The sequence below is a fragment of the Coprococcus hominis (ex Arizal et al. 2022) genome, from assembly GCF_040094675.1.
GTDB classification, from domain to species: domain Bacteria; phylum Bacillota; class Clostridia; order Lachnospirales; family Lachnospiraceae; genus Coprococcus_C; species Coprococcus_C hominis.
On sequence record NZ_JBBNHG010000039.1, the window covers coordinates 103,578 to 118,847 of the forward strand.

Annotated in this window: 13 protein-coding genes; 6 read left to right on the top strand and 7 right to left on the bottom strand. The window is 41.6% G+C overall.

Annotated features, from left to right (window positions below):
- Nucleotides 1-240 precede the first annotated feature (240 nt).
- The 3 genes from AAAT93_RS12550 to AAAT93_RS12560 are packed head-to-tail and all read left to right on the top strand — an operon-like array spanning nucleotide 241 to nucleotide 2,887.
- The gene (locus AAAT93_RS12550; RefSeq protein ID WP_148446358.1) at nucleotides 241-1,593 is read left to right on the top strand and encodes an ATP-binding protein; all 1,353 of its coding nucleotides are present in this window, start codon (nucleotides 241-243) and stop codon (nucleotides 1,591-1,593) included.
- Complete coding sequence (locus AAAT93_RS12555) at nucleotides 1,590-2,324, top strand: LytR/AlgR family response regulator transcription factor (protein ID WP_015559482.1); 735 nt, start codon at nucleotides 1,590-1,592, stop codon at nucleotides 2,322-2,324. Before AAAT93_RS12550 ends, AAAT93_RS12555 begins: the two co-directional genes overlap by 4 nt.
- On the top strand, nucleotides 2,321-2,887 hold the full coding sequence (locus tag AAAT93_RS12560; protein WP_008397001.1) for an accessory gene regulator B family protein: 567 nt from the start codon (nucleotides 2,321-2,323) through the stop codon (nucleotides 2,885-2,887). The genes AAAT93_RS12555 and AAAT93_RS12560 overlap by 4 nt, the downstream gene beginning before the upstream one ends.
- Before the next feature lie 74 nt (nucleotides 2,888-2,961).
- Here the strand turns inward: AAAT93_RS12560 and AAAT93_RS12565 are convergent, their stop codons facing one another.
- Together AAAT93_RS12565 and AAAT93_RS12570 are read right to left on the bottom strand one after the other, a co-directional pair.
- Nucleotides 2,962-4,527 (bottom strand): MobA/MobL family, encoded by a 1,566-nt coding sequence (locus tag AAAT93_RS12565; RefSeq protein WP_015559481.1) that lies wholly within the window; start codon nucleotides 4,525-4,527, stop codon nucleotides 2,962-2,964.
- A gap of 1,054 nt (nucleotides 4,528-5,581) precedes the next feature.
- Complete coding sequence (locus AAAT93_RS12570) at nucleotides 5,582-5,815, bottom strand: helix-turn-helix domain-containing protein (protein WP_008396997.1); 234 nt, start codon at nucleotides 5,813-5,815, stop codon at nucleotides 5,582-5,584.
- Nucleotides 5,816-6,052: 237 nt separating this feature from the next.
- On the opposite strand from AAAT93_RS12570, the gene AAAT93_RS12575 reads away from it, so the two are divergent.
- From AAAT93_RS12575 to AAAT93_RS12585, 3 genes are all read left to right on the top strand, one after another.
- Nucleotides 6,053-6,676, top strand: a complete 624-nt coding sequence (locus tag AAAT93_RS12575; RefSeq protein ID WP_008396996.1) for a helix-turn-helix domain-containing protein — start codon at nucleotides 6,053-6,055, stop codon at nucleotides 6,674-6,676.
- A gap of 83 nt (nucleotides 6,677-6,759) precedes the next feature.
- On the top strand, nucleotides 6,760-8,058 hold the full coding sequence (locus AAAT93_RS12580) for a tyrosine-type recombinase/integrase (protein WP_008396995.1): 1,299 nt from the start codon (nucleotides 6,760-6,762) through the stop codon (nucleotides 8,056-8,058).
- 202 nt (nucleotides 8,059-8,260) lie between these two features.
- The gene (locus AAAT93_RS12585) at nucleotides 8,261-10,624 is read left to right on the top strand and encodes a clostripain-related cysteine peptidase (RefSeq protein WP_118670577.1); all 2,364 of its coding nucleotides are present in this window, start codon (nucleotides 8,261-8,263) and stop codon (nucleotides 10,622-10,624) included.
- Between the two features lie 27 nt (nucleotides 10,625-10,651).
- On the opposite strand, the gene AAAT93_RS12590 is transcribed toward AAAT93_RS12585, so the two are convergent.
- From AAAT93_RS12590 to AAAT93_RS12610, 5 genes are all read right to left on the bottom strand, one after another.
- Nucleotides 10,652-11,524 carry a sulfite exporter TauE/SafE family protein gene (locus AAAT93_RS12590; protein WP_227573283.1) on the bottom strand — a complete coding sequence of 291 codons (873 nt, stop codon included), beginning with the start codon at nucleotides 11,522-11,524 and terminating at the stop codon, nucleotides 10,652-10,654.
- A gap of 124 nt (nucleotides 11,525-11,648) precedes the next feature.
- The gene (locus AAAT93_RS12595; RefSeq protein WP_118544821.1) at nucleotides 11,649-12,377 is read right to left on the bottom strand and encodes a YebC/PmpR family DNA-binding transcriptional regulator; all 729 of its coding nucleotides are present in this window, start codon (nucleotides 12,375-12,377) and stop codon (nucleotides 11,649-11,651) included.
- 6 nt (nucleotides 12,378-12,383) lie between these two features.
- Nucleotides 12,384-13,214, bottom strand: a complete 831-nt coding sequence (locus AAAT93_RS12600; protein ID WP_021985262.1) for a hemolysin family protein — start codon at nucleotides 13,212-13,214, stop codon at nucleotides 12,384-12,386.
- 17 nt (nucleotides 13,215-13,231) lie between these two features.
- Nucleotides 13,232-13,573, bottom strand: coding sequence for a type II toxin-antitoxin system PemK/MazF family toxin (locus tag AAAT93_RS12605; protein ID WP_021985263.1), 342 nt, complete (start codon nucleotides 13,571-13,573; stop codon nucleotides 13,232-13,234).
- Nucleotides 13,574-13,672: 99 nt separating this feature from the next.
- A complete protein-coding gene (locus AAAT93_RS12610; RefSeq protein WP_021985264.1) occupies nucleotides 13,673-15,181 on the bottom strand; it encodes a bifunctional ADP-dependent NAD(P)H-hydrate dehydratase/NAD(P)H-hydrate epimerase in 1,509 nt (502 codons plus the stop codon).
- Between the last annotated feature and the right edge of the window lie 89 nt (nucleotides 15,182-15,270).

A 15,270-nucleotide genomic window follows, 5' to 3' on the forward strand; every position in this document is an offset into this window, starting at 1 on the left:
TTAATATTCCTAAAGTACGACATCTTATCATCTCCACTCCATATTATAGATTCTCAGAATACTTAAGATGTAATACTTAAGATGTAGTAGTATACCTTGAATATAACAAAATCTTTATACTTTTCAATACCTCTATGCATGAATGGTAGCTCACTATGCACAAACGGTAGCATATTATGTTGTGTACCTACTTTATTGATGATAAAATATGACGGAGAATGATTAAAGGAAGTGGTAGCTATGCTATATATTGACTCAATATGGGAATATATTGTTAATTTCTTAGAACTGGCATTGTTTATAATATTTATCCATAAAAAATTGCGTATTCGAGCAAATTATAAACATCAAGCAGTTTTGATGTTTCTTTTCGTATCATTTCAGTTTGCTGTGTTATGCACGCTGAATAAAATGGGAATATCATCCTACAGCACTTTGATGTCATCTTGTGTTTTGGACATTGGATATGCAGTATTGTTCTATCGTGATAGTATAATTCGCCGTATCTTTTGGGGCTTTTCGTATTCCATCATTTGCTTAGTTGCAGAACAGATTTCGTTCTTTATTCCCGTTACTCTTTTTAAAGGAGCGTCTCTGGAGCTATTATTAGGTGGAACATTACGGAAGCCATATACCATGTTATATTTGGCAATGATAGCTGTTTTTGTCTTGTTATTTCATTCTATTGGAAACAAAGACATATCTCTTTCACCGTTCCAAAAAGTTGCATATATTTTCATCGCAATTTCTGGACTTGCAATCGGGCACTACATATTAAGGCTGACTTTGGAATCTGTTGATAAATTTGGTGATTCATCCTTTTCAGCTAGGCTATCATTGGTTGACTTGTTTTTTATTATTTTATTTTTAGTATTGATGCTATACATATACCAGCTAGGTTATTCAAAAGAAGAAAACATACGATTACTGGAAGAACAAAAGATTTATGAGCTGGAAAGGACTGAGTTCAATAGCTTATCTGAGACAACTGAACGATTACGAAAAATGAAACATGATATGCAGATTTATGTGGATGCAATCAACGTATTAGCAAAAGACAAGAAATGGGATGAACTTATAGCATATACAGAGCAATACCATAACACTCTTGCAACTACGCAAAGTGCCATAGCAACGGGAAATATTGCTATTGACTGCATACTTACCGCAAAACTTGATTATGCTGAAAAACACGGAATTAAGACAGAATATTCTATTATGGCTCCTGAAAATTTTCCGCTTGATTCTGTTGAGCTTTCATCCATACTTGGAAATATATGGAATAATTCCATTGAAGCAGGAGAAAGACTTATAATCTCTGATCCAACCGAGCATCCATACATTTATTTTTATATTAAACCTTACCAGAATATGATACTGATTCACATTGAAAATAATTATGATGGTGTGATAAAAGGTAGCATTGATGGAGACATTTTGAGTGTTAAACAAGGAAAAGAACATGGACTTGGGATAAGACGAGTAAAAGAGCTTGTAGAAAAGGCAGATGGCGTATTGCAGATTACATCTGATAACAAAATTTTTTCCGTACATATTATGATACCGGATAAGGAGAATAACAAACTACTATGAAAATGAAAATAACCATACTTGAAGATTCTGTGATCGAATCAGAACGGCTGAAAAATGGAATAAGAAAATACGGGCAGCAATATGATTGGGATATTGAAATTGACGAATACGAATCGGGCGAAGAATATTTTTCAAAAAATTCTGAAGGCACAACTATACAGGCTTCAGCATTTTTCCTTGACATACAAATGGGGCAAATGAATGGAATTGAGGTTGCTAAACGCCTTCGTGAATCTGGTTATCAAGGTATTATTGTATTTTTAACAGCTTTTAGAGAATATGTATTCCGAGGATATGAAGTCAGAGCTTTAAACTACTTGCTAAAACCCGTCAAGGAAAATACTCTTTTTCTGTGTTTGGATGAAATCGCGAAGGAGTTATCTAATAATACCTACATATACCGAAACAAGCAGGAAATTGTAAGTATTCCCTATGCAGATATATTGACATTTTCGAGCAGATTACATTATGTGGATATATTGACCGTAGACGGCAAATGCTATGAACAAATGTCTACCCTAAATAAGATTATTGTCCATTTGCCAAGTGAATTTATCCGAACCCATCGTTCTTATATTGTAAATATGGCACATATCTATCGTATTACATCAGGAACGATTGAATTGTCAAATCATCTAACTACACAAATCGCACGTTCTTATTCCAAAGACGTGATAAGTGCTTTTGCCAAATATACAACAAGATTTGATACAAGCGGGGATTTTGAATGATTACGAAGTGGGCTACATCTATTGCTAATAAGTTAGCAGAACTATCCGGGGAGGATGTTTCTGCGGATCAATTAGAAATATACATATATGGCTTAGAATGTTTTTTGAATACTTTTATAACCATAGTGTTATTGTTCGTATGGGGAGTTTTATCACATACACTCGGCTATACCCTAATTTGGGTAATTACCTTTTCATTGTTACGACATTATACCGGAGGTGCCCATGCTCCAACGCAGTTAACATGTATCTTAGGCAGCTTTTTTCTCGGTTGTCTTGATAAGTGGGCTATAATCTATTTAAAGCCAACTGTACTAGGATATTTGATACTTGTCCTTATGTGTATATTATTTGCACCTATAAGTAACCATAAAATATGTTTAACCACCAAACAAAAATGGATACATAAACTTATTTCTGTGATAATTGTTAGCATTGGATTTCTGCTGTTTTATAAAATTGGAAACACGAAGATGAATACCACATTGTTTTATTCCTTTTTCTGCGTAATCATTCTTATGATAGTCGAAACAATTAAAAATCTAATGAGACACTTTAAATAGCAGGATGACTTTTCATAAATATTCAAAAAAGATAAAGAATTTGATGGTCTTTATCTTTTTTGAATTTAATTAGATTATCTAGCTCCTCTGTCTGATGGCGAACGATAGTTAAAATCTCTGTCCTGTTCCCGTTTCTGAACTTCTGCCTGTTTTTCTGCCAGCTTTCGATGGATTGAGTTTTCTCCATACTTGGAGTTCCATTCCTTGTTTGCTTTGACATAGGATTCATACTCGGACTTGCCTTGTTTATAGACTTGCAGGAACGCATCTACCGTTGGATATTTGTAATCCTGCACGATATGGGATAATCCCTGCTTCATAATCTTAATCGTTTCTGCGTATTTGTTAGACTGTGCCTGCAATTCCTTTCGTTTCTTTCCTTGGAATAATCCTGTACAGTTCTTCAAATCCTCGTCAATAAGGTCTTTTTTCACTTCCTGCGTATGAATGGCTCTGTTTTGTCGTTTAAGTTTCTCCATAATCTCTTCAAGTCGCATCTCATAATCGTGTGCCAGCTCAGACATTCTTGGTCTTGGCGGAATAACGGTCTTTTCTGCGGTAGTAGTAGCAGGTGCTTTGAATGGTTGGGTCACAGCAGGAATTGTCTGATTGTCTGTCTGTGTAACGGATGGAGCTGGTTGTTTCTCTTGTTTTTCATTTCTTCGCTCCATAAGGTCGGAGATTCTGGCTTTCTGTTGTTCCTGTTTCTGTATCAGCAACTTTATGAGTTCTTTTAACAGCTCGATTGCCCGAAAGATAATCATAAACAAAAGCTCCGGATGATTGCCATACTTGTGAATGGATTCCTTAATCGGAGTTGAAATCTGTTCCTGCTTTACCTTTAAGATTTCCTTTCGCTCCATCCCCGATACCAAAGCGTGATCCACAGTACGATTCCAGTCCTGTATGACCTTATTATTGAGTGTAATCTTATCTGCCTTTGGATTGTTCTTACCGATTTTCTTAGTGGCAAGATAGACATCCCCACGCTTGAATGCAGACAGCTTTTCTTTCTCATCTTTGACAAGTCCGTTGATGACATCGGTATAAAATACCTTGACCTCATCTAAGAAATGTTCCTGCTTAAAGCGAGCGTCCTTGATGGTAAACATCTGTCTTTCGTAGACCTCACCTTTCTTGATCACCTTACACCTTTTACGGATAGTTCCATTCTCGTCTAGGATTTCTTTCTTGGTACGAACATGATTACCTTTCTCATCATAGAACATATTTCTGGTGGCAATCTTTTCTATCGGTTCGTCAAGATAATTTCGTTCTGCAAAGATAAGATGGATATGATAATTCGTCTTTCGTTTGTTATGATGGAGTGCTGCAATACAATCAACACCATACCGACTTTTGAATTTATCCGTCATATATTTTAATAGTCCGTCTGGCGGATAATCCACAAAGGATTCCGGCAGGGCAATGATAAATTCTCTTGCTTCGATACATTTTCCCTCTGTACCGCTTTTCTTAAATTCTGCCTGATTGCACTTGGCAAGTTCTGTCCAAAATTTTCGGTCTGTGGTTTCATATACCGCATAGAGATTTTCCTGTTTTTTGTCACTGGAGATATAATAGATTCTTCCACGAACATTATGGAGCTTTGACATCTGCACAAATGAATTTCTTGGCATAGCGATTTCCTCCTTTCCCAGTTTTGATTTTGGAAAAGAGGACAGATAAGATAGATGAGATGTGAGTAGTAAACTTTCCCTGTGAGCGAGTGCATAGGCACTCGTCTTGCGAACACATCCGCCTTGTGGCGGCTAAGCCTCGCAGAGCGAAATACACAGAGTACAAAACGAAGTTTTGTGCGATGGGTGTATTTCGCTCTCAAACGCCGAGGGCTTGCTTATGAAGTTCACTTTTAGCTGTAACTGTTCCCTCAGCACCTAATTTTGTGCCTTTAATGGCACACTTTTTATGTGCCGTATCCGGCACTCCCTTTTCTTAACAGAAATGCTAGAAGATTGCTATGAAAATCAGCGAAACAATAGACGAATCCGTTAGCACTTTTGCCTTAACAATAGCATTGTTCTATTATTCAGACTTTTTAGCAAAAACCGTAGAAACAGTAGAAGTCTGCTATTAAAATCGAAAAAACAATAGCACGATTCGTTAGCATTTTTGCCCTGACAATAGCATTGTGTTACTTCGCTTACTTTTAAACTGTGTCTGGCAAGGAAGTGGTAGTAAAAGTTCCTATTAAATTTCATTTTTAATAGTGCATTGTTTTATTACATTTTGATTTTAATAGAGCTTTTTACTATTAACTCTTTGAAAATGTACCCCATAGATTGGACACTCAAAATCATAGTAGCGTACACTTTTTGTCATAGGTCGGACAGCTTTTTTCATAGCTACACTTGGTATGACTTCTCACAGCACTTTTTGTAAGTTGGGTGGACTTGTCCTACCAGTCGGCTTCACTTGGGTGGATGGTTGCACCCACTTCATTTTCTGGCTTGGGTGGACTATTCATAACACCTTTTGCATCTTGGGTGGACTTGTCCTACCAACAAGCTATAACTGGGTGGACGATTGCACCCATTCACATCCATCTTGTCCTCATTTTCCAAAAGTTCTGGTTGTATCTGAGGACTTGTCCGTGATATAATCTATTTGCGTGTAGGTATATCATGGCTTTTAGTCAGATACATACCAGAGGGATGGTCTTAGGACTGTCCCTTATTCATTTTTCATTGTTCCCTTGACCGCTTTTACTGCGTGTCTGTCTCGTAAATCCTTCCCCTCATTGAGAATCAGAAACTCGTCTAATCGTTCCCTGCGGATTAAGATTTTTCTTCCCACTCTAAGGATAGGCAGCTTTTCCCATTCCACAAGATTTCTAAGAGTGTTTCTTCCGATACCTGTATAGTCGGCAGCTTCTTCAATGGAGAGAGCAAACTTTAATTCTGTCATTCGATCACCTCATTCCTGCGTAGGATTACAAGTCTTGTATATCAGAGGATGTTCCTTTTTGAAGAAAGGATTAGCCTTTTTTAAAACTTGCGTTACGCAATTCTGATTAAAGTATATATCTTTTATAACGCTATGTCAAGCCTTACGAAATTCTATCATCTTTTATAGAATTGCGTATTGCAATATATCGTGTTATGTGGTATAGTAATGACATACCGAAAAAGGAGGTTCGCAAGTATGTTAAAAGATAAAGAATTGCGAAAGACAATCGGTAGCAGAGCAAAAAGCCGTAGACAGGAGTTAGGATTGAACCAGCCTTATGTCGCTGAAAAAATGGGCGTGACAGCCTCAACCATTCAGAGATACGAAGCAGGAACGATTGATAACACCAAGAAAATGACCTTAGAAGGTCTGGCAGATGCACTTCATGTATCTGTGGAATGGCTGAAAGGTGAGACGGACGAATACGAAACAGACATTACGGATAAAAGAGAATTACAGATTCGTGATGTGATGACTTCCATTCTGAATAAGCTCCCTTATGATATGGAACAGTCCGAAAGTGATTTTTCCAAAGACCTGCTACTACTGATGTTACGGGAATACGAGCTGTTCGTGGATTCGTTCCAGTTCGCTTGTAAGAATTTCAAAGGAAATACAGATAACAAAATGCTCGCCCAGACAATGGGGTTTGAATCCAATAAGGAATACAATGAGATTATGTTCCTTAGAGAAATCACCCACACCGTCAACGCATTGAACGATATGGGCGATATTGTAAGACTGTATTCTAAGAATCCTGAGACAGCGAAAAATCGACTAGCCAATCTTTTATCAGAAAAAGATCCCGATTCGGTATAGATAGGCAGACGGAGCTATGATATACTTACACGCAAGAAGCATTTCACCAGTTCCGATTGCCGATATCGAAAGGAGAAACGATTATGGCAAAAGGTTCTGTAAGGAAGAAAGGCAAGAAATGGTACTACCGCTTTTATGTGGAGGATGCAAGTGGTAACTTGGTTCAGAAAGAATTTGCAGGTACGGAGAGCAAATCAGAGACAGAGAAAATGTTACGCAAGGCTATGGAGGATTATGACGCAAAGAAATTTCTAGCCAAAGCGGACAACCTCACACTCGGACAGATGCTAGATGTATGGGCAGAGGAAGATTTGAAAACGGGTTCACTTAGCAACGGTACAGTCGGTAACTATTTACAGGCAGTAAACAGGATTAAACAACACCCAATCGGAAACAGAAAACTAAAGACAGTCACTTCGGAGCATTTGCAGAAGTTTATGGATTTACTTGCATTTGGCGGTGAGGAAGGAAATTTTAAGTCAAAGGGTTACACCATCGACTATATCCGTTCTTTCCACGCAGTCCTGCAACAGTCCTTCCGATTTGCAGTCTTTCCAAAGCAGTACATCACATTCAATCCAATGCAGTATGTGGTAATGCGTAGGAAAGCCGAGGAAGATGTGGATTTGTTTTCTGATAATGATGAGGATGCAGAGGTTATCAACCCGATTACACCAGAGCAGTATCAAACGCTTATGGAGTATCTGGAAGAAAGAAACAAGCCTGCTGTCCTGCCGGTACAGATAGCGTACTACACAGGTCTTAGACTTGGAGAGGTATGCGGACTGTCTTGGAGTGACATTAACTTTGAGGAACAGTATCTGACAGTACGAAGAAGTGTCCGTTACAACGGAGCAAGGCACAAGACCGAGATTGGTCCGACAAAGCGAAAGAAAGTCCGTATCGTGGATTTCTGTGATACGCTCGCTGACATCTTAAAGAAAGCGAAAAAGGAACAGAGAAAGCAGGTATTCAGTTACGGAGAACTCTATCAGAGGAACTACTACAGGGAAGTTAAGGAAAAGAATCGTATCTACTATGAGCTTTATCATTTGGATGGCACAGAGGACATTCCGCTTGATTACAACGAGATTGACCTTGTATGTATCAGACCGGACGGAGCATACGAAGCCCCTGCAACGGTTGAGACAGCTTTAAGGACAGCAAGGAAACGATTGTCGGAGCTTGATGATAATTTCCACTTCCACACCCTGCGACACACTTATACCACAAACCTGCTCTCAAATGGAGCAGCACCAAAGGATGTACAGGAATTACTTGGACACTCGGATGTAAGTACCACTATGAATGTCTATGCACACGCTAACCGAGAAGGTAAGCGAAACTCAGCCCGACTACTTGATAAGGTGGTTGGAGAATAAAATCGAATAAGAAAAACTTTCCCTTGTAGATACCTCATAAGGGCAAAAACAAGGGAAAAGGATACATATAGAGTGGCAAGGCATACCGCCAAGTCGCATAAAATAAGGAAAGTTGAGATTTTAGTTATACAAATGGAAATTTTTTTACACGTTTTAAGCAATCTATGATATAGTTGATTTATCATATTTGGGGAGGTTTCCTATGAATTGTAAAGCATGCGGACATGCATTAAATCAATACGGCATCTGTCCCATCTGCGGCTGGCAGGATCCATCATATGGACAGCAATCGTCCTACAATGGGCAGCAAATACCATACCAGCAACCATACGGCGGGCAACAGATGTACAACCAACAACCTTACAACGGGCAGCAAATGTACAATCAGCAGCAATCTTACAACGGACAGCAGATGTACAGCGGGCAGCCTTACAACGGGCAGCAGATGTACAACGGACAGCAAATGTACAGCGGGCAGCAGCCACAAGGTTCCGTTCCACCAACACCAGCACCGAAAAAAAAGAAAAAATGGCCGCTCTTTGCCGGCATTGGCGGATGTGTTGTTGTTCTGGCAATCGGAATTGCACTGATCGTAACCAAACGTCCAATCAAGGATCTGACAAACGACGATTCCCATACAACAACGGAACAGTCTACCATGTCTCCTACAACGGAAGCTTCCGTGACCGAGCATCCACAACAGGCGGAAGCAGGCACAAAAACCGTTATGATCTATATGGTTGGTTCCGATCTGGAAAGCCAGTATCAGGCAGCTTCCACGGATATTGAAGAAATGCTTGATTCCGGCTATGATGAATCAAAAATGAATGTCTTGATCTACACTGGCGGCTGTTCCAACTGGCATAACCGTGACATCCCAGAGGACGCCAACTCTATTTTGAAGATTGAGAATGGATCGTTGACAGAGCTTACTTCCAAGGATGCTTCCAACATGGGCGATCCGTCAAACCTAACCGAATTCTTAAATTACGGTTACATGAACTATCCGGCAGAACAATACGACCTGATCTTATGGAATCACGGTGGCGGCGCGTTCTTCGGATATGGATTTGACGAGACAACCAATGACAGTCTGACCTTGGATGAGCTTGATCAGGCGTTTGCAGACTCTCCATTCCACGATGGAAACAAACTGGAGTTTATCGGATTTGACGCCTGTCTGATGGCGAACATCGAGACTGCACATACGTTAAGTCCTTATGCTAATTACATGGTTGCCTCTCAGGAATCCGAGCCGGGCAGCGGATGGTCCTACTCCTTCCTTGCCGACATCGAGACACTCCAAAGCGGCAAAGACATCGGACAGAAAATCGTGGACAGCTACATGCAGGATACAACAGATTACATGAACAGCATGCCATTTTCCTATGCGACAATCTGCTTATCTGTATTGGATCTGAGTCAGGTCGAAACATGTGAGATGGCATTAAATGATTTGTTTGCTTCTGTCAATAAAGATTTCAACGAAAGCACCTACCCGCAGTTTTCTTCTATGCGTAAGAATTCAAAGGAAATTGCAGCAGCCTACTCCTATACAGAAGGTTCCTATGATGTCATCGATCTTGGCGATTATGCATTACATATGAAATCCATCTATCCGGCAGAATCCGGCGCCCTCTCGAACGCATTGAACAAACTGATCGTATATTCCGATGCTAATGAGTCAAAGATCAACGGCGTATCAATCTATCATCCGTATTACACGAAGCAATATGCTTCTTCGTTGATACCGATGTACACAACCTTTGATTTTGCAGAAAATTATACAAGCTACATTTCCCGGTTCGCTGGTATGCTGACCGACACCAACGCATTTGCAGTAACATGGAATCCAGAAGATCTCGTTCCAACTATGAACGATGATTCCACATTCTCGGTTACATTAAATGCTGAACAATCTTCTGCTTTACAGAATGCATATTTTGTAATTGCCAAGAAGGATCAGGAAAAGGACGGCATGTACGATCTGGTTGCATTAAGCTCTGCCATCTCAAACGATGGAACCGGAAAACTGACGGCTGACTTCGACGGACAGATTACCTACATGCAAAATGATACAACAAAAGAGAACTACGAACTGATGTATACCGTACAGGAAAAGACAGATACATACACCCGCTATCTGATCTCCAGTATCCTCTACAATGACGATATTGAAGGCGATGACAGTATGTATGCCTATTTCGTCTTAGAGGTATCCAACGAACATCCGGAAGGTCAGATTCTGGGAGCTTATCCGATTGACAATTATATCAACACTGAAGGAAATGAGATCTTCCCAGAGCGTTACGAGATCGATATCAACGACTACCAGAATGTCGCGTTCGGATATTTCTCTCACCGCTTCACCTCAAATGAAGACCTGACAAACTTCAACGATGCAGACTGGGCAGACCTGACGATCAATTACAGCTCGTTCCCAATCTCCGAAGGCTTCACGCCGATACGGGATGCATTGCTTGCCGGAGAAGAATATTATGGTATGTTCATCTTCGAAGATATGCAGGGAAACAGACATTGCTCAAGTCTGGTACAGATTCAGTAAATAACTCATTACAAAAAATGCGTCAGCTTAACGCTGGCGCATTTTTTCATATCCACTCCGGCTGCCACTGCCGGCAGTCTCCTGATCGTATTTATCTTTCAACCGGTCGATATCAGACTTCACTCCACGCACATCGAAATGTGGCAGTTCAAACTTATATCCATTGTCTGCTAAAAAACGATGTGCAACCGAAAACGTAATATCATCGAAGTTCGTCATAAACCGATGGTTGATCTCTCTGACACAACTCTCCACACTCTCGTATTTTCCCGGATCAATCTCCGAGAACACCTGATAGAACGTATCGAGGCAGATGCTTCTCTGACTCTCAAAGTCCGATGTGACATTCTGCACTGGAAACGCATGCAGATATGCTCGTAACCATGCCGAATCCCCACGATACCACTGTGAGATGGTATCATACTTTTGATCCATGTCTAAAATCTCCCGTTCCCAACAGTTTGACATATACGATGCATCGACGATCCGGTTAATCTCCTCATCGGTCAGATACAGATCATATTTCTGATTAAATTTCTGAATAATCTTTCTTCGCTTTGGTACAGCTCTTGTCAGTCCTGTTACCGTGGTTCCTTTATTTTCCGAAGGCTGACTGTAATGCTGCTTATAGTAGCTGTAATCATCCTGTTTTGCTTTTGCTTTTCCTTTGGATGATCTTGCAATCAACCAAGCAACAAGCCAGATTGGAGCTCCAAAAAAAGCGATTACAATCGAAACTGCCAAAAGCCCACCAAACAGGGAGCTAAAACCAGACAGGCCACCAAACAAAATACAGATTGCAATCACCCAGCCAAGCTTGTTATGCAACTTACTGTATATCTTCGGATTGTTTCTGCCATAGATGCCATACCAGATGAAAAAAATAATTATAAGTGGCATGTTTCTCCTTTACTTATCCCTCTTGCCGGCTCCGCCTGTTAAGAATGATTTCTACTCATCCCTCTTACCAGCTTACGCTGGTAAGAAAGGTCTTCGTAAAAAAATGCTGGCAAGCCGCATTTTTTTACTCATCCCAGTTGTGGTACACGTCCTGGACGTCGTCATCCTCATCGAGCATGTCAAGGATGCGGTTCATCTTCTTGATGTCATCCTCCGATGTAAGCTCTACGTAGTTCTGTGGAATCATTGTAACGTCTGCCTCAGCCATCGGGATATTCTCTTTCTCAAGGGCCTCACGAACGGCTGTGAACTCATCCGGAGCAGTTAAGATTTCGAAGCTGTCCTCTTCCTCGTTGAAGTCTTCTGCACCTGCGTCAAGTGCAATCATCATCAGATCATCTGCGTCCATATCGCAGTCCTCTTTCGCGATGATAATCTGTCCCTTCTCATCAAACATATAAGATACACAACCAGTCGTTCCGACATTTCCGCCACCCTTTGTGAATGCATTTCTTACATTGGATGCTGTACGGTTCTTGTTATCGGTAAGTGCATTTACGATAATTGCTGTTCCACTTGGGCCATAGCCTTCATATGTAATTGTTACATAGTTTACGGAATTTGCATCACCGGCTGCCTTCTTGATACCACGATCAATCGTGTCGTTTGGCATGTTATTTGCTTTTGCCTTTGCAATGACATCACGCAACTTGCTATTGTTCGCTGGATCTGGTCCGCCTTCCTTTACGGCAACTGCGATCTCACGACCAATGATCGTAAATACTTTTCCCTTTGCAGCGTCGTTTTTCTCTTTCTTGTGCTTAATGTTCGCAAATTTTGAATGTCCTGACATTGTTTGTTACTCCTCTTCCTTTAGTTTCGTGATTTTAACAGTAATAATCCTGTTATCTTCTATTTTTACCGGGATAAATTCATACCCCTGATATTCTATCTTAAAGGATTCACCCTCTTCTGGCAACCGTCCATGCTCATAGAGCAGGAAACCGTTTACCGTCTCAAAATCCTCATCCGGGAATTCGATTCCAAGTAAATCCTCCAGATCTTCTAACGTTGCTCCGCCGTCAACCAGATATTCGTCCTCCGACTGCTTCTGGATCTCTTCCGGCTGTTCCTCATCGTGCTCATCCAATATATTTCCGACGATCTCTTCTAAGATGTCCTCCATCGTGACAATGCCTTCCGTTTGACCATATTCGTCCACCACGACTGCCATATGGATCTTCTCCCGCTGCATCCGCTGCAAAAGCTCGGATACATCCTTCGTCGGATGTGTGACAATTGCTTTGTCAACCATTCCCGCAACCGGTGTTTTCGGATCCTTCATATAGACCGCAATCAGATCTTTGATATGTACAAGTCCGATGATATTATCCAGATCCTCCTCATAAACCGGGTATCTGGAAAAATTATTTTCTACTGCAAGCTGCAATGCCTGCTCCACGGTCTGGGTGTTCTCCACAGCAACAATCTTCTGCCGTGGTGTCATGATATCCTTCGCTTCTTTGTCTCCGAACTCAAAGATGTTGTTGATAAGCTCCATCTCGCCTTCTTCGATCAAGCCCTGTTCATGCCCTTCCTCGACCATGGAAAGAATCTCTTCTTCTACTTTGTCTTCGTCCACCTTCTTCGAAAAAAACTTTCGAAAACCACTGGGTCCGCTTTGTGACATAGTTGTTATTTCTCCTTTTATAATTCTAAGCTGATGCGCAGCGCCTCGTTCACGCGGCGAATGATCGTATTGTCCAGATGACAGACTTTTTCTTTCAGTCTCTGTTTGTCGATCGTGCGCACCTGTTCTAACAGTATAACAGAATCTTTGGCAATATCGCAATACCTTGAATCAAGTTCTACATGCGTTGGAAGCTTCGCCTTGTGCATCTGCGACGTGATCGCCGCAATGATCACAGTGGAACTGTATTTGTTTCCCGCTTCATTTTGAATAATAAGTACCGGACGAACGCCGCCCTGTTCAGATCCTACGACGGGGCGCAGGTCTGCATAATAAATATCTCCACGTCTGATAATCAATGCCTTCACACTCCTATTGTTGTTCAAACTATTACAAGTATTTCCAACAATTCTTCTGTGTATGCAATCAATTAGAACTATATTATCAAACGGTGTATCCTATTCTTCTGCTTCCTTCGCAATAATCTGCTCGATGCTTCGTACAATATCTCCGGCGATCATGCTGTACTGTCCCTTTTCTTCTGCGGCCGCCTGACCTGCCATACCATGCATGCAGACACCAAGCTTTGTCGCCTCAAACCGATCCATGCCCTGTGCCAGAAGTCCGGCAATAATTCCAGTCAGCACATCACCAGATCCGCCTGTTGCCATGCCATTTGTACCTGTTATATTAATATATGCCTGAAGTCCGCCATCGGACACCACCGTGCGCGCATCTTTTAATGCAACGACCACATTATGGCGCTTGGCAAACTCTCTTGCAAGATCGTATTTATTCGCCTTAATATCCGTCACCGACTGATTTGTAAGTCTTGACATCTCCATCAAATGTGGCGTCAGAATGAGCTTCGAATGCATCGTCTCAAACAGATCCATATGCTCGGATAACACATTGATTCCATCGGCATCTAAGACAACCGTGCCATCAAAGCTACGAAGTACCTTGTCAACCAGATACTGCGCTGCTTCCCCGGTTCCAAGTCCCGGTCCTAACACAAGCACATCTGCCCAGCCCATGACCGTCTTCATCGCACTGCGCATCGTGTCGATATCATCTTCTTTGTATGTCGTAAGCAATGCTTCCGGGAGTCTCGACTGGATAATCTCGCGATTCTCCTCTACAGTGCACACACGCACCAGCCCACAGCCCATACGGTAAGCAGCCTCTGCGGAAAACAGTGCCGCTCCTGCCATATTTTTGCTGCCTGCGATGATTCCGACCTTGCCATAAGTTCCCTTGTGGGAATCCCTTTTTCTATGTGGGAGCAATTCCTCTACATCCTTTGGATCATAGGTGTATAACCGTGGCTCTACAAAATCAATCGCCTGCTTCGGGAATCCGATATCGACCACAGATACCTCTCCTGCGTACTCATATCCCATACCCATGAGAAGTCCGAGCTTCATCAGCCCGAATGTCACAGTCGCATCCGCATGGAACGCCGTACCGAGCAGGAACCCGGTTGTCGCATCGATTCCGGATGGTACATCGATAGCTAACTTATAACCATCCATATCATTTAATGCTTTAATTACTTCTGCCTGTCTGCCCATTACGGCACGTGACAGACCAACACCGAAGATGCCGTCGATAATCACATCATATCCGGCGTTCACAAGCTCATCCACAAACTTCATATTCAGCTTCTTGGCGATTGCATACTGCGCATCGAAACCAGTGCTGGCTGACTTCAATCCATCTACCCAGTATATCTCGACATCGTATCCTTCCATCATAAGGATTCTTCCGGCTGCAATTCCATCTCCGCCGTTATTTCCACTCTCGACTACGATCAGCACATGCGCGCCTGCCGGAAACCGTTCCTTGACATGCTCCGCGATCCGGAGTGCCGCACGCTCCATCAGTACGAGCTGTGGAATTCCTATTACATTGGTTGTAAATTCATCAATTCTGAACACTTCCTGTCCAGTTGCAATGTATCTCATTTCTTCGTCCCCCGAATGACTAAGTATATAGGCATTTTACCCCAAATGCCGTATAAATACAATATCTGGTTTAACTATAACTTTTGTCG

Coding starts and splice junctions, on each gene's coding strand:
- AAAT93_RS12550 (WP_148446358.1), top strand. CDS start 241: ATGCTATATATTGACTCAATATGGGAATATATTGTTAATTTCTTAGAA.
- AAAT93_RS12555 (WP_015559482.1), top strand. CDS start 1,590: ATGAAAATGAAAATAACCATACTTGAAGATTCTGTGATCGAATCAGAA.
- AAAT93_RS12560 (WP_008397001.1), top strand. CDS start 2,321: ATGATTACGAAGTGGGCTACATCTATTGCTAATAAGTTAGCAGAACTA.
- AAAT93_RS12565 (WP_015559481.1), bottom strand. CDS start 4,527: ATGCCAAGAAATTCATTTGTGCAGATGTCAAAGCTCCATAATGTTCGT.
- AAAT93_RS12570 (WP_008396997.1), bottom strand. CDS start 5,815: ATGACAGAATTAAAGTTTGCTCTCTCCATTGAAGAAGCTGCCGACTAT.
- AAAT93_RS12575 (WP_008396996.1), top strand. CDS start 6,053: ATGTTAAAAGATAAAGAATTGCGAAAGACAATCGGTAGCAGAGCAAAA.
- AAAT93_RS12580 (WP_008396995.1), top strand. CDS start 6,760: ATGGCAAAAGGTTCTGTAAGGAAGAAAGGCAAGAAATGGTACTACCGC.
- AAAT93_RS12585 (WP_118670577.1), top strand. CDS start 8,261: ATGAATTGTAAAGCATGCGGACATGCATTAAATCAATACGGCATCTGT.
- AAAT93_RS12590 (WP_227573283.1), bottom strand. CDS start 11,524: ATGCCACTTATAATTATTTTTTTCATCTGGTATGGCATCTATGGCAGA.
- AAAT93_RS12595 (WP_118544821.1), bottom strand. CDS start 12,377: ATGTCAGGACATTCAAAATTTGCGAACATTAAGCACAAGAAAGAGAAA.
- AAAT93_RS12600 (WP_021985262.1), bottom strand. CDS start 13,214: ATGTCACAAAGCGGACCCAGTGGTTTTCGAAAGTTTTTTTCGAAGAAG.
- AAAT93_RS12610 (WP_021985264.1), bottom strand. CDS start 15,181: ATGAGATACATTGCAACTGGACAGGAAGTGTTCAGAATTGATGAATTT.